This is a genomic window from Streptomyces sp. NPDC005799 (genome assembly GCF_040630525.1).
GTDB classification, from domain to species: domain Bacteria; phylum Actinomycetota; class Actinomycetes; order Streptomycetales; family Streptomycetaceae; genus Streptomyces; species Streptomyces griseorubiginosus_B.
On sequence record NZ_JBEXXQ010000052.1, the window covers coordinates 1 to 16,007 of the forward strand.

Annotated in this window: 18 protein-coding genes and 1 pseudogene; 9 read left to right on the plus strand and 10 right to left on the minus strand. The window is 70.4% G+C overall.

Annotated elements, in window-relative coordinates; genetic code table 11:
- The first annotated feature begins 221 nt into the window (after nt 1-221).
- Complete coding sequence (locus tag ABZ453_RS38090) at nt 222-383, plus strand: hypothetical protein (RefSeq protein WP_359022538.1); 162 nt, start codon at nt 222-224, stop codon at nt 381-383.
- 1 nt (nt 384) lies between these two features.
- Here the strand turns inward: ABZ453_RS38090 and ABZ453_RS38095 are convergent, their stop codons facing one another.
- On the minus strand, nt 385-1,092 hold the full coding sequence (locus ABZ453_RS38095) for an SDR family NAD(P)-dependent oxidoreductase (RefSeq protein WP_359022540.1): 708 nt from the start codon (nt 1,090-1,092) through the stop codon (nt 385-387).
- A 103-nt stretch (nt 1,093-1,195) separates the two neighbouring features.
- On the opposite strand from ABZ453_RS38095, the gene ABZ453_RS38100 reads away from it, so the two are divergent.
- A complete protein-coding gene (locus ABZ453_RS38100) occupies nt 1,196-2,041 on the plus strand; it encodes a helix-turn-helix transcriptional regulator (RefSeq protein WP_359022542.1) in 846 nt (281 codons plus the stop codon).
- Here the strand turns inward: ABZ453_RS38100 and ABZ453_RS38105 are convergent.
- The 4 genes and pseudogenes from ABZ453_RS38105 to ABZ453_RS38120 form a co-directional block, all read right to left on the minus strand.
- Complete coding sequence (locus ABZ453_RS38105) at nt 2,038-2,301, minus strand: hypothetical protein (protein WP_359022698.1); 264 nt, start codon at nt 2,299-2,301, stop codon at nt 2,038-2,040. The genes ABZ453_RS38100 and ABZ453_RS38105 overlap by 4 nt on opposite strands.
- A gap of 187 nt (nt 2,302-2,488) precedes the next feature.
- Nucleotides 2,489-2,572: pseudogene (locus tag ABZ453_RS38110) on the minus strand (hypothetical protein); the annotation flags it as partial.
- Entirely contained in the window at nt 2,548-2,733 is a 186-nt protein-coding gene (locus ABZ453_RS38115) for a hypothetical protein (RefSeq protein ID WP_359022544.1), read from the minus strand. The pseudogene ABZ453_RS38110 and the gene ABZ453_RS38115, both read right to left, overlap by 25 nt.
- A gap of 265 nt (nt 2,734-2,998) precedes the next feature.
- Nucleotides 2,999-3,130 carry a hypothetical protein gene (locus ABZ453_RS38120; RefSeq protein WP_359022546.1) on the minus strand — a complete coding sequence of 44 codons (132 nt, stop codon included), beginning with the start codon at nt 3,128-3,130 and terminating at the stop codon, nt 2,999-3,001.
- A gap of 126 nt (nt 3,131-3,256) precedes the next feature.
- On the opposite strand from ABZ453_RS38120, the gene ABZ453_RS38125 reads away from it, so the two are divergent.
- Both ABZ453_RS38125 and ABZ453_RS38130 read left to right on the plus strand, forming a co-directional pair.
- Nucleotides 3,257-3,940, plus strand: a complete 684-nt coding sequence (locus ABZ453_RS38125; RefSeq protein ID WP_359022548.1) for a TetR/AcrR family transcriptional regulator — start codon at nt 3,257-3,259, stop codon at nt 3,938-3,940.
- 379 nt (nt 3,941-4,319) lie between these two features.
- Complete coding sequence (locus ABZ453_RS38130; protein ID WP_359022550.1) at nt 4,320-4,739, plus strand: SDR family NAD(P)-dependent oxidoreductase; 420 nt, start codon at nt 4,320-4,322, stop codon at nt 4,737-4,739.
- A gap of 58 nt (nt 4,740-4,797) precedes the next feature.
- On the opposite strand, the gene argG is transcribed toward ABZ453_RS38130, so the two are convergent.
- Nucleotides 4,798-6,252: an argininosuccinate synthase gene (gene argG / locus ABZ453_RS38135; protein WP_133049085.1), complete on the minus strand. Its 1,455-nt coding sequence runs from the start codon at nt 6,250-6,252 to the stop codon at nt 4,798-4,800.
- Between the two features lie 210 nt (nt 6,253-6,462).
- The gene (locus ABZ453_RS38140) at nt 6,463-7,485 is read right to left on the minus strand and encodes a LacI family DNA-binding transcriptional regulator (protein ID WP_359022553.1); all 1,023 of its coding nucleotides are present in this window, start codon (nt 7,483-7,485) and stop codon (nt 6,463-6,465) included.
- 219 nt (nt 7,486-7,704) lie between these two features.
- Between ABZ453_RS38140 and ABZ453_RS38145 the strand changes: the two genes are divergently transcribed.
- The 5 genes from ABZ453_RS38145 (at nt 7,705) to ABZ453_RS38165 (ending at nt 14,511) form a co-directional block, all read left to right on the plus strand.
- Nucleotides 7,705-9,621: a beta-L-arabinofuranosidase domain-containing protein gene (locus ABZ453_RS38145; RefSeq protein ID WP_359022555.1), complete on the plus strand. Its 1,917-nt coding sequence runs from the start codon at nt 7,705-7,707 to the stop codon at nt 9,619-9,621.
- Between the two features lie 29 nt (nt 9,622-9,650).
- Nucleotides 9,651-10,895: an extracellular solute-binding protein gene (locus ABZ453_RS38150; RefSeq protein WP_359022557.1), complete on the plus strand. Its 1,245-nt coding sequence runs from the start codon at nt 9,651-9,653 to the stop codon at nt 10,893-10,895.
- A gap of 111 nt (nt 10,896-11,006) precedes the next feature.
- Nucleotides 11,007-11,894: a sugar ABC transporter permease gene (locus ABZ453_RS38155; RefSeq protein ID WP_359022559.1), complete on the plus strand. Its 888-nt coding sequence runs from the start codon at nt 11,007-11,009 to the stop codon at nt 11,892-11,894.
- On the plus strand, nt 11,891-12,712 hold the full coding sequence (locus ABZ453_RS38160) for a carbohydrate ABC transporter permease (protein WP_359022561.1): 822 nt from the start codon (nt 11,891-11,893) through the stop codon (nt 12,710-12,712). The genes ABZ453_RS38155 and ABZ453_RS38160 overlap by 4 nt, the downstream gene beginning before the upstream one ends.
- Before the next feature lie 50 nt (nt 12,713-12,762).
- Nucleotides 12,763-14,511, plus strand: a complete 1,749-nt coding sequence (locus ABZ453_RS38165; RefSeq protein ID WP_359022563.1) for an RICIN domain-containing protein — start codon at nt 12,763-12,765, stop codon at nt 14,509-14,511.
- Here ABZ453_RS38165 and ABZ453_RS38170 read toward each other — a convergent pair.
- From ABZ453_RS38170 to ABZ453_RS38180, 3 genes are all read right to left on the minus strand, one after another.
- The gene (locus ABZ453_RS38170; protein WP_359022565.1) at nt 14,498-14,914 is read right to left on the minus strand and encodes a hypothetical protein; all 417 of its coding nucleotides are present in this window, start codon (nt 14,912-14,914) and stop codon (nt 14,498-14,500) included. The genes ABZ453_RS38165 and ABZ453_RS38170 overlap by 14 nt on opposite strands.
- A 153-nt stretch (nt 14,915-15,067) precedes the next feature.
- Nucleotides 15,068-15,283, minus strand: a complete 216-nt coding sequence (locus ABZ453_RS38175; RefSeq protein ID WP_359022567.1) for a PLD nuclease N-terminal domain-containing protein — start codon at nt 15,281-15,283, stop codon at nt 15,068-15,070.
- 12 nt (nt 15,284-15,295) lie between these two features.
- Entirely contained in the window at nt 15,296-15,925 is a 630-nt protein-coding gene (locus ABZ453_RS38180; RefSeq protein ID WP_359022569.1) for a DUF3887 domain-containing protein, read from the minus strand.
- Nucleotides 15,926-16,007 lie beyond the last annotated feature (82 nt).

A 16,007-nucleotide genomic window follows, 5' to 3' on the forward strand; every position in this document is an offset into this window, starting at 1 on the left:
CCCCGATCTTCGACCTGGTCGACTACGGCGTGGTCGGCGACCTCTTCGACGTCGTCCCCCAGCTCACCGAGGAGATCAACACCCGCAAGGGCTGAGTGATGCTGGGCCCGTGCGCACGCCCTGGACCGCGTGCAGTTCGGGCGTCCGCTGGCCGCCCTCCAAGCCGTACGGCACCGGCTCGCGGACAGGCGGCCCTCACGGCGGCCCGGCACTGCCAGCAGGTGCTGGGCGGCATCGGCTTCACCGCGGAGCACCCACTGCACCGGCATGTGCGCCGGGCCGTCGTCCCGGACGGACTCTTCGGCAGCGCACGGGAGTTGACCCGAGAGGCCGGGGCGCATGTGCGCGCGAGGCGGGCGGCACCCCGGCTGGTTCAGCTGTGAGTCACCAGGGCAGGCGCCCGTTGACGTCGTAGTAGCCGCCGGTCGGGCCGTCGGGGCCGATCTGCGCCATCCGCACGATGATCTCGGCGCCCTCCTCGACGGTCTGCGTGCCCGTGTTGCCGTTCAGGTCCGTCTTGGTGAAGCCCGGTTCCACGGAGTTGATCCGCATCGTCGGGTATGCCTTCGCGAACTGCACGGTGAGCATGTTGACCGCGGTCTTGGAGGTCGGATAGGCGATGCCGGGGTAGAAGTGGGCGGGGTGTTCCGGGTCGGAGAGATAGGTCAGCGACGCCAGTCCGCTGCTGACGTTGACCACGACCGGCGCGGCCGAGCGTTCCAGCAGTGGCAGGAAGGCGTGCAGGACGCGGACCACGCCGAAGACGTTGGTCTCGAACGTGGTGCGCATGTGGTCGGCGGTGACGGTCGACGCGACCGGCACGCTGTTGTCCTCGGTCCGGGTCTCCATCCCGGCGTTGTTGATCAGCACGTCGAGTCCGCCGTCGGCCTCGATCGTCTTGGCGGCGGCGTCCACGGAGGCGTCGTCGGTGACGTCGAGCCGGACGAACCGGGCGCCGAGCCGCTCGGCGGCCCGACGACCTCGCTCGGGGTCGCGGGCGCCGACGTACACGGTGTGGCCCGCGGCGACGAGCCGACGGGCGGTCTCGAAGCCGAGACCCTTGTTCGCTCCGGTGATGAGTGTTGTCGTCATGCCGTCCACCTTCCGCCGGCCCGGCGAGGTCAGCCAGAGGGCCCTCCTTCCTGGGACTGCCGGTACCAGGCACATGTGCGGCCGACGGTGTTCACTGGGTGGCATGACGGCGACGGAACTCGGACAGGCGCTCAGGCGCTGGCGCGACCGGGTCGCCCCGGACGCGGCCGGGCTGCCCACCGGCGGGCACCGGCGCGCGGCCGGGCTGCGGCGCGAGGAGCTGGCCCTGTTGGCCGGGATCTCGGCGGACTACATCACGCGCCTCGAACAGGGCCGTGCGACCAACCCCTCCGCGCAGGTCGTCGAGGCGCTGGCCCGGGCGCTGAGGCTGTCGGGGGACGAGCGGGCGTATCTGTTCCGGCTGGCGGAGCTGGTGCCGCCGGGTCCTGAGATGGTGCCGGCGTTCCTCACCCCGAGCGTGCAACGTCTGCTGGACCGGCTGGGGGACACCCCCGTCGGTGTCTCCGACGCGGCGATGAACCTGCTGGTGGCCAACCCGGTGTACGCGGCACTGATGGGCGATCAGTCCGCCCTGCGCGGCTTCGAACGCAACGGCGTGTGGCGCACCTTCACCGGGATGCCGACCCGGGTGCGGCACACCCCGGAAGAACACCGCGCGTTCGAGGCCGGCTTGGTCGCCGAGTTGCGCGCGACCTCCGCGCGTTACCCGGCAGACCGTCAACTGCGGCAGATGATCGCCGAGTTGCGTGGCCGGAGCGAGCGGTTCGCCGAGCTGTGGGACGCGGGGGTGGTGGGTCGGCTGGACGCCTCCCACAAGACGATCGACCATCCTGAGGTGGGTCTGCTGACCCTGGACTGCGATCTGCTCAGGGTGGAGGCGAACGACCTCCACATCCTCGTCTACTCGGCCGAACCGGGCACCGAGGCGGCCGAGAAGCTGCGCCTGATCTCGGTCCTCGGCACCCAGAACCTGGTCGAGAGGCACTAGCCTCCGGCGGCGCGAGGACGCCCGGACGTCGATGCCTGGCGCAGCTTCTCCTTCATCTCGTCCAGCTTGGCCAGGATCGGGTAGCCGCTGACGCTGAGGGCGTTGCCGTGTCCGGTCTGGTGGATGTCGAAGACGGACTGGACGGCGGCGTGGAAGCCCTGCACGTCCTGGGTCTGATTGACGGCGCGCTTGGCCTGGCGCAGTCCGAAGGCGGGCATCCGGGCGATCTGCCCGGCGAGTTCGCGGGCCGCGCCGTCCAACTCCTCGCGGGGACGACCCGGTTGACCATGCCGACCTTCTCGGCCTCCTCGGCGGTGAGGGGGCGCCCGGTGAACACGATCTCCTTGGCCTTGCGGGGCCCCAACAAGAGGGCGCGGGCGTGTTCGACATGTCAGCCGCCTTGTGCTGGACCGCCTGGAAGGAGCCGATCGGCGCGTCGAACTGGTGGCCGCCGCGGACGTGGTCGAGGACCAGGTCGAGGGCGCATCGGCAGGCGCCGACGACGGTCAGGGCGAGGCCGGTGAGGGCGATGCGCCGGGCGGCCTCCGGATCGGCCCGGCCGTGGTCGCTCTCGGTGACCCGGACCTCGGGGAGGTGACCTCGGCGATGTGCAGCAGGGGGTCGAAGCCGGGGGTGCGTACGGTGCTCACCTCGGTGGCGGGTACGACGAACATGGCGGCGTCAATGACCACGGCCCGGTGGTCGGCACGGTCCCCGTCCAGGACGTGGCGGGCGGTGCCCTCGAAGAGCCGGCCGCCGTCGACGGGGTGCGCGGTGACGCCGGAAGGGACAGCGGCGCCGGACCGTCCGGGGGGCGGCCAACTCCGGTGCGAGCGGGGCGAACTGGGTCAGGGGCGCCAGGTACGGGGGCGAGTCGGTGGCCCGGCCCAGCTCCTCCAGGACGATGGCCAATTCGACCGCGTCGGCCGGATCCGTCACTCCGTCCAACCCAGGCTCCTACCTGCGCCACAGCGGGTCCGGGTCGGCGCCGTCGTCGGCGCGCACCAGCATCGGCGGGCACTCCATGAGGACCGCTTTGTGCACGGTGTCCTGCCACAGCCGCTGCTCGGCGCCGAACTCGAACAGCATCGGGACCCCCCCGAGCGATGAGAATTACATTTCCCGATATTGGAATCAGCAGTCTCCCTCAGGTCATCCGAGCTGTCCCGCCTGGCCGCAGGATGCTTGTCGGGAAACTGCAGTAATGTTCTCGCCATGGCACCCAAGGCGGACCGGCCCGTGAGCCCCCCGACCGAGGAACCGGCCTGGAAGCAGCGCGCGGTCGAGCGTTCCACGCAGGCGGCGAAACGTCGGGCCGAGCAGCGCGTGGAGCGATTCCTCGACGCGGCCCAGGCGATCATGGCCGAGAAGGGCACCACCGACTTCACGGTCCAGGAGGTCGTGGACCGCTCGAAGCAGTCGCTGCGCAGCTTCTACCAGCACTTCGACGGCAAGCACGAGCTGCTGCTCGCACTGTTCGAGGACGCGATGAGCAAGTCGGCCGACGAGCTGCGGGCGCTCGCGGCCCAGCAGTCCGATCCGCTGGACCGGGTCCGGGTCGTCGTACAGGAGTTGTTCGAGGTCTCCCGCCCCGACCCCTCCGCCCGGCAGCGGCCGCTGTTCAGCGCCTTCGCCATGCGCCTGCTCGTCACGCACCCGGCCGAGATGCGGGTCGCCAACGCACCGCTGCTCACGCTGTTCACCGAGCTGATGGAGGAACTGGAGGAGGCGGACCTGCTGCGCCCGGGCTTCACGGCGAGGCGGGTCGCGGCGCTGACCATGCAGACGGTCATGTTCAACGCCCGGTCCAGCGACCAGGAGGGCGCGCACCCGATCACCGCGGAGGAGATCTGGGACTACTGCGCGAACGGTTTCACGACGGACACGTACTCTTCTTGAGAATTGCATTCTCATAACCGAAAACATTGCTTAAGGCTGCCGCTTGCCTCAAGTGACCTCTGGGACGACCAGCTAGGCTGCCTCGATCTTGCCGCTGGTCCTGACGTCGATCGCGCGGCGGGTGGACTCCCACTCCCTGACCGGTGCCGGTGCTGCGGATCGAAGCCCCCGCCTTCGCAGGCGGCCTCCGCCCGTTTGCGGACGACGGCATCCATGCTCCCGGGATGGTGGGACCCGCCTCGCGTGGTCACGAGGGACCGCTGAGGATCTCCGTGGACACCCACGGCGGTCCGGCGAGCGGGGCCGGCTGGTCGGCCGGGACGGTGAGCAGCCGGACCTCGCCGGGTTCCGGCGGACGATCGATATCTATCTGACCGGCGTGTTCAACGTGATGCGGCTGACGGCCGCGGCGATGGCCCGGCAGGAACCGGAGGACGGGGACGGCGGCCGGGGTGTGATCGTCAACACCGCGTCCATCGCCGCGTACGAGGGCCAGATCGGTCAGCTTCCCCACGCCGCCGCGAAGGGCGGGGTCGTCGGCATGCCCCTGGTGGCCGCGCGCGACCTGTCGCCGCTCGGCATCCGGGTCGTCACCATCGCGCCCGGCACCTTCCTGACCCCCGCCTACGGGACGGCGGGCGACCAGCTGGAGGCGTACTGGGGGCCGCGGGTACCGCATCCCCGGCGGATGGGCCGCTCCCCCGGGTACGCGGCGCTGGTCCAGCACATCTGCGAGAACGACTGTCTCAACGGCGAGGTGATCCGCCTGGACGGGGCGCTGCGGTTCCCGCCCAAGTGAGTCCCCGGAAAAGGCGGAGGCCGGGTCGGTGACGACCCGGCCTCCCCTGCTTCCCGGCTCAGTCCGTGCCGGACTCCATGGCCGCGCGGTCCAGCAGCGCGTCCTCCTCCGAGACCGCACCGCGGGAGGCGATGGCCTCGGCGCCGCCCTCGGGCAGCTCGGGCATGGTGCCGATGAGCCCGGTCGCGGCGGCCTGGGAGGCGCCGATGGTGGGGCTGCCGGTGCCGATCAGGCCGAGGCCGACGTACTGCTCCAGCTTGGCGCGCGAGTCGGCGATGTCGAGGTTGCGCATGGTCAGCTGGCCGATCCGGTCGACCGGGCCGAACGCGGAGTCCTCGGTGCGCTCCATCGACAGCTTGTCGGGGTGGTAGCTGAACGCCGGGCCCGTGGTGTCGAGGATCGAGTAGTCCTCGCCGCGCCGCAGCCGCAGGGTGACCTCGCCGGTGATCGCCGAGCCGACCCAGCGCTGCAGCGACTCACGGATCATCAGCGCCTGCGGGTCCAGCCAGCGGCCCTCGTACATCAGCCGGCCGAGGCGACGGCCCTCGTTGTGGTACTGGGCGAGGGTGTCCTCGTTGTGGATGGCGTTGACCAGGCGCTCATAGGCGGCGTGCAGCAGGGCCATGCCGGGGGCCTCGTAGATGCCGCGGCTCTTGGCCTCGATGATGCGGTTCTCGATCTGGTCGGACATGCCCAGGCCGTGGCGGCCGCCGATGGCGTTGGCCTCCATCACCAGGTCGACGGCGGTGGCGAACTCCTTGCCGTTGATCGTCACCGGACGGCCCTGGTCGAAGCCGATCGTCACGTCCTCGGTGGCGATCTCGACGGCGGGGTCCCAGAACCGGACGCCCATGATGGGCTCGACGGTCTCGACGCCGGTGTCCAGGTGCTCCAGGGTCTTGGCCTCGTGGGTGGCGCCCCAGATGTTGGCGTCGGTGGAGTAGGCCTTCTCGGTGCTCGCCCGGTAGGGCAGCTCATGGGCGAGCAGCCACTCCGACATCTCCTTGCGGCCGCCGAGCTCGGTCACGAAGTCCGCGTCGAGCCATGGCTTGTAGATCCGCAGGTTCGGGTTGGCGAGCAGGCCGTAGCGGTAGAACCGCTCGATGTCGTTGCCCTTGTAGGTCGAGCCGTCGCCCCAGATCTGGACGTTGTCCTCGAGCATCGCCCGCACCAGCAGCGTGCCGGTGACGGCGCGGCCGAGCGGCGTGGTGTTGAAGTAGGCGCGCCCGCCGGAGCGGATGTGGAACGCGCCGCAGGTCAGCGCGGCCAGGCCCTCCTCGACCAGCGCGGCGCGGCAGTCGACCAGGCGCGCGATCTCGGCACCGTAGGTCTTCGCACGCCCGGGCACCGAGGCGATGTCGGGTTCGTCGTACTGACCGATGTCGGCGGTGTAGGTGCAGGGGACGGCGCCCTTGTCGCGCATCCACGCGACCGCGACCGAGGTGTCGAGGCCGCCGGAGAAGGCGATGCCGACGCGCTCGCCGGCGGGAAGGGAGGTGAGGACCTTGGACATAGCAAGAGTATGCATCAACTCGCATGGTCATGCAAAGCCCGCGTCCCCGACCTCACCGAAGTGCGGTTTCTGGGGGTGCAGACGTAATACCTGTCCGGGGGCCGGCGGTGCGGCATAGCCAGCACGTCAGCACCCGCAGAAACCGCGCGCCACCTCCCGCAGAAGTCCCATCACCCCCGCCGAGACCTCACGCGAAGTCCCGCGGGAGCCTCACGTGGACTCCCGCACGACCAGCCGGCACGGCACCGTGTGCACGCCCGGCACCGGCCCCGAGTCGATGGCCTCCAGCAGCTTCAGCGCGGCGATCCGGCCGATCTCCGTGAGGTTCATGTCGATCGTGGAGAGCGGCGGGCGGCAGGCCAGCGCCATGGTGTCCCAGTTGTCGTAGCCGACGACGGCGATCCGCCCGGGCACCTCGATGCCGCGCTCGCGCAGCGCGTCCGCCACCCCGCGCGCGATCTGGTCGTTGCCGCAGAAGAAGGCGTCGGTGTCCGGTGCCGTACGCAGGACCGCGTCGGCGGCGCGGCGCCCCCACGCCTCGCTCCACTCGCCGAAGTGGACACGTCCGCCGGCGAGCTCCAGCGAGGAGTGGGCGAGCAGGTCGAGGGCGTGACGGGCGCGGTCGCGGGCGGCGGCATGGTGCTCCGGGCCGGTGACATGGGCGATACGGGTGCGCCCGGTGGCTGTCAGGTGCTCGACGGCGAGACGGGCGCCGCCCCGGTCGTCGGAGGCGACGGAGGTGTCGGCAGGGTCGGTGGACGGGGAGAGCGCGTAGACGATCGGGATGCCGTCGACGCCCCGCAGGGACGGCCGCGGGTCGGTGCGGCGGCCGGTGACGATGATGCCGTCCACCCGCCGGTCCATGAGATTGCGCAGATGGTGCTGTTCCCGGATGCTGTCGCCTCGGGTGTCGCACAGCAGCACGGAGATCTTCCCGGCGCCGAGCGCGTCCTCGGCACCCAGCAGCACGGGCGTGCTGAAGCGCCCGATGCCGTCCGTCGTCATCAGGCCGACCGTCCAGCTGCGCCCGGTGTGCAGGCTCTGAGCGTGCTGGTTGGGCCGGAAGCCGAGCTCCTCCACGGCGTCGAGCACCCGCTGCCGGGTCTCCGGGCGCATCCGGCCGCTGCCGCTGAGCGCCTTGGAGGCCGTGCCGACGCTGACGCCGGCGAGCGCGGCGACGTCGGCGAGCTTGGCCCGTCCGGCAGAGGGGGAACGCGGAGCGGCTTCGGTCACGAGCAATCCTTTTCTCAATCGTCGTCCCTCTCGGGTCCGGCGCCGTCCATGGTGTCAGGCGGCCCACTGGAGTGCCAACCCTTGAGCAACCGGAGAAACACGGCGCAGACCTCTTGACCGCGATCCCCCGACTGCCCTCTACTCATCGGCGAGGAAAACGGTTGCGCACACCGTTACCCAGTCCCGGTCGCTCCCCCGCCTTCGACCTCTCGGAGAGCCATGCCCCGCACCAACTCCGCCCAGCCCTCCCCCACCGGCCCGGTCCGTCTCGGCCCCGGCTCCCATTCGGCCCTGCGCCCCGTCGCGGTCGACGTGACCGACGGCTTCTGGCACGCCCGCCGCGAGGTCAACGCCCGCACCTCGATCCCCCAGGGCCCCGGCCTGCTGGAGTCCGCGGGCAACCTGCACAACCTCCGGCTGGCGGCCGGCGCGGCCGACGGCGAGTTCCAGGGCGCCTACCCGTTCGTGGACACGGACGTCTACAAGTGGCTGGAGGCCGCCGCCTGGCAGTTGGCCCAGGGACCGTCGGCACAACTGGAGTCGGACGTCGACCGGATCGTCGCACTCGTCGCCGCCGCCCAGCAGTCCGACGGGTACCTGAACACCTGGTTCCAGCTGGTCAAGGGCGGCGAGCGCTACCAGGACCTGCGCTGGGGCCACGAGTTGTACTGCGCCGGCCATCTCATCCAGGCCGCCGTGGCCCACCACCGGGCCACCGGCCGCACCGAACTCCTCGATGTGGCACGCAAATTCGCCGACCACCTCGACACGGTCTTCGGTCCGCCCGGCAGCGGCAAGGAGATCGACGGCATCGACGGCCACCCCGAGGTGGAGACCGCCCTGGTGGAGCTGTACCGGGAGACCGGGGAGCGCCGCTACCTCGACCTCGCCGGCTACTTCGTCGACCGGCACGGCCACGGCCTGCTCGGCGGGGAGGCCTACTGCCAGGACCGGGTGCCGGTGCGCGAGGCGACGAACGTCGAGGGCCACGCCGTACGGCAGTTGTATCTGCTGGCCGCGGTCGCCGACCTGGCCACCGAGACCGGGGAGGCCGAACTCCGGTCCGCCGCGGAGAGGTTGTGGCAGGCCATGACCACCACCAAGACCCATCTCACCGGCGGGCTCGGCGCTCACCACGAGTGGGAGGACTTCGGCGACCCGTACGAACTGCCCAACGAGCGCGCCTACTGCGAGACCTGCGCCGCCATCGCCTCCGTGCAGTGGAGCTGGCGCATGGCCCTGCTCACCGGCGAGGCCCGCTACTCCGACCTGATCGAACGCACCCTGTTCAACGGCTTCCTGGCCGGCGTCTCCCTCGACGGCGAGTCCTGGCTGTACGTCAACCCGCTCCAGGTCCGCGACGGCCACACCGACCCCGGCGGCGACCAGTCGGCGCGCCGCACCCGCTGGTTCCGCTGCGCCTGCTGCCCGCCGAACGCGATGCGGCTGCTGGCCGCCCTGGAGCACTGCCTCGCCACGAGCGACGACGACGGCCTGCAGATCCACCAGTACGTCACCGGCCGCTACACCGCCGGCCCGATCGCCGTACGCGCCGAGACCGACTACCCCTGGCACGGCACGATCGCCCTCACCGTCGAGGACACCCCGGCCGACCGGCCCTGGACGCTGTCCCTGCGCATCCCGCGGTGGTGCCGCGACGTCCGGGTGCGATGCGGGGAGGAGACGTACGACTCCCCCGCGCGGGACGGCTGGCTGCGGCTGGAGCGGACCTGGGCGCCCGGGGACCGGGTCGTCCTTGAGCTGGTCATGGAACCCCGGCTCACCACGGCCGATCCGCGCGTGGACGCCGTGCGCGGCTGCGTGGCCATCGAACGCGGGCCGCTCGTCCACTGCCTGGAACAGGTCGACCACCCCGGGGGCGGCCTGGACGACATCGTCATCGACACCACACGCCCGCTCGCCGTGAAACACCGCCCCGACCTGCTGGGCGGCGTCACCACGGTCGTGGCGGCCGGCCGGCGCCGGCACATCCCGGACGCCGGCTGGTGGCCGTACACCACCGCCGACGAACCCGCGCGGCAGGACGGCGACCCCGTCGAGCTCACCGCGATCCCCTACTACGCCTGGGCCAACCGCCAGGACGGCGCGATGCGCGTCTGGCTGCCCACCTCCTGAGCCCCTTCTCCACGACAACGAGGTCACCCGTGATATCCACCCGCCGCACTGTCCTGGCCGCCGTCGCCGCCGTCGGCACGCTCGTCTCCCTCACCGCCTGCGGAGGAAACTCCGGTTCCTCCGGCTCCTCCGGCTCGACCGGCGGGACGTACACCTTCTGGGACCCCTACCCGCAGTTCGACGCCTCCTCGGCCTGGGGCAGGCTCGTGACCTCGTGCGGCACCAAGGCCGGGGTGAAGCTCAAGCGGACCGCGTACGACACCACGGACCTGGGCAACAAGGCGCTGCTGGCCGCGCAGCAGGGCAACGCACCCGACGTCATGCTCGTCGACAACCCGGTCGTCTCCACGCTGGTGGAGGCGGGGATCCTCAACAAGACGAGCGACCTGGGCCTGAACACGTCGTCCATCCAGAAGAACATCATCGGCGCGGGCACCATCGACGGCGCCTCCTACGGGGTGCCGATCGGCGCCAACACCCTCGCCCTCTACTACAACAAGAAGATCCTCACCGCGGCCGGCGTCGATCCGGCGTCCGTCAAGGACTGGAACTCCCTCACCGCCGCGCTGACGAAGGTCAAGGCGGCCGGGAAGAAGGGCATCACCTTCTCCGCGATCAACACGGAGGAGGGCAGCTTCCAGTTCCTGCCCTGGTTCTGGGGCGCGGGCGGCGATCTGACAAAGCTCGACTCCGACAAGGGTGTTGCCGCCCTCACGCTGTGGAAGCAGTGGGTGGACGCCGGCTACGCGCCCAAGGACGTCCTGCAGAACACCCAGACCACCAGCTGGCAGGAGTTCGCCACCGGCGACTACGCGTTCAGCGAGAACGGCACCTGGCAGCTGGGCAACGCGGACAAGGCCGGCTTCGACTACGGCATCATCAACATCCCCGCGCAGAACGGCGGTTCGGCGCCCGTGCCGACGGGCGGCGAGTTCGTGACGGTGCCCGTGCAGAAGGACACCGGGCGCTACGCCGCCAGCAAGAAGATCGTCACGTGTCTGACCAGCGACGCGAACCTGTTGCCCACCGACACCACACTGATGTACGTCGCCCCCACGGCCTCGGTCCAGGCGGCACAGGTCAAGCAGAACCCGAAGCTCAAGCCGTGGGTGGACGCGGTCGCGGCCGCCCGTGGCCGCACCAGCGGCGGTCTGGGCACGAAGTACCCGACCATCTCGCAGCCGATGTGGACCGCGGTCCAGGCGGCGCTGTCGGGCAGCAAGAGCCCCAAGGACGCGCTGGAGGCCGCGCAGGCCGCGGCGGGGAAGGGCTGACCGGTGGCCGTGAGTCTGCGGGTCCGTGGGGGCCCGCCGCGCCCCGCGACCAAGCCGCGCATCGGCCCGGCGCGGCGCCCCGTTGGGGGCGCCGCACAGCGCAGGGCCCGTATGTCCCCTGCCCTTCGGCGTCGGCTGACCGCGTTCGCCTACGTCCTTCCCCTGCTCGCCTACCTCGGCGCCTTCTACCTCTATCCGCTCTACCGCAACCTCGATCTGAGCCTGCGCGACTACACCGTCCGTTCCTTCGTGGCCGGGGACGCACCGTTCTCCGGCTGGGCCAACTTCCGGAAGGTGCTGGACGATCCGACGTTCGGCCCGGCGATTCGGCACACGATGGTCTTCACCTTCGTGTCCATCGCCTTCCAGTACGTCATCGGGCTCGCCCTCGCGGTCTTCTTCAACCGGCACTTCCGTCTCGCGCCCACCCTGCGTGCCCTGTTCCTCATCCCGTGGCTGCTGCCGCTGATCGTGTCGGCGTCGACCTGGTCGTGGATGTTCAACAGCGAGTCGGGAGTGGTGAACTACTTCCTGCACTTCCTCGGGGTCGGCCCGGTCGGCTGGCTGACCTCGCCGGACTGGGCGCTGACGTCGGTGATCGTCGCCAACATCTGGATCGGCATCCCGTTCAACCTGGTGATCCTCTACAGCGGTCTGCAGAACATCCCGGCCGAGCTGTACGAGGCGGCGGCCCTGGACGGGGCGTGCGCCTGGCAGCAGTTCCGGCGGATCACCTTCCCGCTGCTGCGGCCGGTGTCCGCGATCACCCTGCTCCTCGGTCTCGTCTACACCCTCAAGGTGTTCGACCTGATCTGGATCATGACCAAGGGCGGTCCGGGTGATTCCTCCTCGACCCTGGCGACCTGGTCGTACCAGCTGGGCTTCGGCACGCTGCTGCCCAAGTTCGGCCCCGGTGCCGCTGTCGGCAACATCCTCATCCTCATCGCGCTCGTCTTCGGGCTGCTGTACATCCGCGTCCAGAGGAGGCAGGAAGCGTGAAGTCCCGCTCCAGGGGCCGCCGTCACACCGTCGTCGGTCTCGTCCTCACCGCGTTGATGCTGTTTCCGGTGTACTGGATGCTCAACGTGTCGCTCACCCCGCAGCAGGACATGCGCAAGGACCCGCCCGACCTGTTCCCGCTGCACCCCACCTTCGAGGGCTACCGGGCCGTCCTGGACGACCAGTTGCCCTACCTCGGCACCAGCCTGGTCATCGGTCTCGGCACCGTCGCGCTGACGCTGCTGCTCGCCGCCCCCGCCGGCTACTCGCTGGCGAAGCTCCGCCCGCGCGGGGGCGGCGCGCTCGGACTCGTTCTGCTGGTCGCGCAGATGATCCCCGGGATCGTCATGGCGATGGGCTTCTACGGCATCTTCCTCGACCTCGGTCTGCTCAACTCCTGGTGGGGACTGATCATCGCGGACTCCACCATCGCCGTGCCGTTCGGCGTCATGATCTTCACCGCGTTCATGTCCGGCATCCCCGGCGAGCTCATCGCCGCCTCCCGGATCGACGGTGCCGGCACCTTCCGCACCTTCTGGTCGGTGGTGCTGCCGGTGAGCCGCAACGCCCTGGTCACCGTCTCGCTGTTCACCTTCCTGTGGGCCTGGTCCGACTTCGTCTTCGCCAACACCCTGGACGGCGGCGGCGATCTGAGGCCGATCACCCTCGGCATCTACAAGTACATCGGCAACAACAACCAGGAGTGGAACGCGATCATGGCCACCGCCGTCGTCGCGTCCGTCCCCGCAGCGGTCCTGCTGGTCCTCGCCCAGCGCTATGTGGCCGCGGGTGTCACCGCGGGCGCCGTGAAGGACTGACACCACCCGCGATTCCCCTCTCTCCCTTCCTCCCTGAGGAGACCTCTGTCATGAGCCGCACAAGACCCCCCGTTCCCGCGCGCCTGGCGGCCGTCCTCGGCGCCGCCCTCATCGCGGCCGCCCTCGCCAACGCCGCACCGGCCCAGGCCGCCCCCACGTCCTCGACCACCCTGGTCGTCAACGCCGACCAGACCCTGCGCTCCGTCACCCATGTGGCGACCGGCAGCCTCTACGGCCTCGCCGACGCGAGCACCCCGGCCGACAGCCTGGTCACCCCGCTCAAGCCGAGCACCTTCGTCCAGATGGCCCCGGGCGGCTCCCAGCTGCCCAACGGAGAGCCCAGGCCGGCGGGTGACGCCCTGGTGGTGGCCGCCAAGGCGGCGAACGCCGGCGCCAAGGTCGTCGTACGCATGCCGGACTGGTACCCGAACTTCCCGTACAAGTGGGTGAGCTGGAGCGACTGGTTGTCGGCCGTGGACAAGCAGGTCGCGTCCGTGCAGTCCTCCGGCGCCACGAACATCGCCGCGTACGAACTGTGGAACGAGCCCGACTGGACCTGGGACACCACCCACGCGGGCGGCTTCGACGCGGGGTGGGCGCGCACCTACCAGGAGGTCCGGGCGAGGGACACCAGGACGCCGGTCCAGGGCCCGAGTTACTCGGCCTGGAACCAGTCCTGGATGAGCACGTTCCTCACCGACGCCAAGGCCAGCGGCACCGTGCCGGACATCATCTCCTGGCACGAGCTGCAGGGTTCGCAGAACATCGCCGCGCATGTCTCCGCGTATCGCGCGCTGGAGAGCAGCCTGGGCATCAGCCCGCGCCCCATCGCCATCGAGGAGTACGGCACCACGAGCGAGGTCGGCGTGCCAGGACCGCTCGTCGGCTATGTCGCCAAGTTCGAGCGGACCGGTGTGCACGACGCCGAGCTGGCGTTCTGGAACCACTACGGCACCCTCGGCGACACCCTGACCGACACCGGCGGCTCACCGAACGGCGCGTACTGGCTCTACAAGTGGTACGGCGACATGTCCGGGAACATGGTCGTCACCACTCCTCCGGCGCAGACCGGCATCGACGGCTTCGCCGCCCGGAACGGGGCCGGCAACCAGATCAGCGTCGTCGCCGGCGGCTGCACCGGCTCCTGCGCCGTCAGCGTCACCGGCCTGTCCTCGCTGTCGGCCTTCGGCAGCACGGTGCACGTCAAGCTGGAGTACACCCCCTCCAAGGGCCGTACGACGGCGGTCTCCGGGCCGGTCACCGTCTCGGACACCGACTACCCGGTCAGCAACGGCTCCATCACCGTGCCCGTCACGATGAACGCCTCCGACGGCTACCACCTGGTCATCACCCCCAGCGGCACCAGCACCTCACTGGCCGGGCGCTACCAGATCACCAACAAGAACAGCGGCCTCGCCCTCGACACCAGCGGCGCGGGCACCGCCCAGGGCACCTCGGCCGTCCAGGCCACGTCCACCACGGGCACCGACCAGAACTGGACGCTCGTGGCCGCCGGGAGGGGCCTGTACAAGATCCAGCAGCAGGCGAGCGGGCTGCTGCTCGGCATCAACGCCATGAGCACCAGCGACGGCGGCACCGCCCTGATCTGGGGCGACAACGGAACCGCCGACCACCTCTGGCAGCTCATCCCGGACGGCGGCGGCTACTACAAGATCGCCAACTACAACAGCGGACTGCTGCTCGGCGTGAACAACATGAGCACGTCCTCCGGCGCCCAGGTCCTGCAGTGGGACGACAACGGCACGGCGGACCATCTGTGGAAGCTCACTTCCCGGTGAGCCGGGCCGGCGTGTCGCGGAAGTCGTCGGTCTGGAAGGACTGTTCCTCGGCGCTCGTGGCGTAGTCGAGGGTGGCGAGCACAGCGCGTTCCAGATGCGTGTTGAGGACGCGTTTGGTGCTCTCCGCCGCCTGCCTCGGCAGCCCGGCGATCCGTTTCGCGCAGGCCGTCGCCTCGGCCAGCGGGTCGGCCGCCACATGGTTGGCCGGCCCCAGGGCGACGGCCTTCTCGGCCGGGATACGGGCGTCGGTGAGGGCGTACTCCTTGGCCGGCAGCAGGCTGGTGTGCAGGGGCCAGGTCGATGTCGCTGAGGGCCACGAGGCTGCACCCGAGGCCCACGGCCGGGCCGTTGACGGCGGTGACCACGGGGGCGCGGCAGCGGACCATGCCCAGGACGATGTCACGGCCGTGGGCGATGGTCCTCGAACGCAGCTCGGGGTCCTGCCTGATCTCGTCCAGGACCGGTTCGGACTTGTCGGATCCCTCGACGAGGCGCTGCGGACACTGGGCCCGGGTTCCAAGCGGCCGAGCGGGGCGTGTAGCGGGCGCTGCGGCGCCTATCGGTTCTCGTTCCGGCCGAACCGCAGATAGGCGATGAGCCCGAAGAGGTTGCCGAACGCGCAGATGGCGAGCCAGGCCTGAGGGGTCAGGTTCCGGGTGTTCGGGTGCCGGGCGACGTCGATCATGCAGAGGATCGCGGGGACGAGCGCGATCAGCGGCCCGATCGCGACCCAGGGCGGGGGCTGCGAGGACGCGAGGAGGTCGGTCGGCATGGCGGGCCTCGGCTACGGGGTCTCGGGCGCGAGGATGAAGATTCCGGCGGCCTTCTCGTCCGTGTCGAACGCGACCCGGGCCTTCATGTCGCCGGCCTCGTAGCGCAGCGGGATGTCGACGACCGTGTGGTCGCCGATGCGCCGGACGAAGGGATCGTCCTCCCCGAAGCCCTCGAACGCGCCGACCAGACCGGCGACGGTGGCGAGGCCGTCGCCCCGCACCTCGTCGGTGAAGGCCGCCAGCACCTGGTCGTTGAACGAGCGTCGGGCCGCGTCCATCCGGCCCTCCAGGACGTCCTCGACGATGCCGCGGGCACGCTCCGCGGCGTCCGTCATGGTCACCGTCTTGTCCATGGGTTCTCCCGTCCGGGGATCGATGGGCTTGCCGAACCGCTGGAAGGCGGCCTGGCGGGTGACACCGAGCAGGTCCCCGATCTCCTGCCAGGTGTGGCCGGCGTCCCGCGCCTGCCGGACGCACAACTGGAGCACCTGTTGCGCGAGTTCGTCGACGCCCTGGGAGCGCCGGACCATTTCTAGGTAGTCCGGCGCCGTCAGCGGGCTGCCCACCGCCTTGGCGAGAACGGCCGACTGCTCGGCCAGCAGAGCGCTCAGGTCGGTGAGACGCAGGGAGGAATCGGCCACGTGTAAAGGATTCCTTTACAGCCCATCGCTTGTCAAGGAATCCTTTACAGCAGCCGGACGACTGACTCGGACCGGTACCGCG

What these genes read in the sequence shown, in the direction of transcription:
- ABZ453_RS38095 (WP_359022540.1), bottom strand. Translation starts at nt 1,092, where the DNA reads ATGACGACAACACTCATCACCGGAGCGAACAAGGGTCTCGGCTTCGAG.
- ABZ453_RS38100 (WP_359022542.1), top strand. Translation starts at nt 1,196, where the DNA reads ATGACGGCGACGGAACTCGGACAGGCGCTCAGGCGCTGGCGCGACCGG.
- ABZ453_RS38120 (WP_359022546.1), bottom strand. Translation starts at nt 3,130, where the DNA reads ATGCTGTTCGAGTTCGGCGCCGAGCAGCGGCTGTGGCAGGACACCGTG.
- ABZ453_RS38125 (WP_359022548.1), top strand. Translation starts at nt 3,257, where the DNA reads ATGGCACCCAAGGCGGACCGGCCCGTGAGCCCCCCGACCGAGGAACCG.
- argG (WP_133049085.1), bottom strand. Translation starts at nt 6,252, where the DNA reads ATGTCCAAGGTCCTCACCTCCCTTCCCGCCGGCGAGCGCGTCGGCATC.
- ABZ453_RS38145 (WP_359022555.1), top strand. Translation starts at nt 7,705, where the DNA reads ATGCCCCGCACCAACTCCGCCCAGCCCTCCCCCACCGGCCCGGTCCGT.
- ABZ453_RS38155 (WP_359022559.1), top strand. Translation starts at nt 11,007, where the DNA reads ATGTCCCCTGCCCTTCGGCGTCGGCTGACCGCGTTCGCCTACGTCCTT.
- ABZ453_RS38165 (WP_359022563.1), top strand. Translation starts at nt 12,763, where the DNA reads ATGAGCCGCACAAGACCCCCCGTTCCCGCGCGCCTGGCGGCCGTCCTC.
- ABZ453_RS38175 (WP_359022567.1), bottom strand. Translation starts at nt 15,283, where the DNA reads ATGCCGACCGACCTCCTCGCGTCCTCGCAGCCCCCGCCCTGGGTCGCG.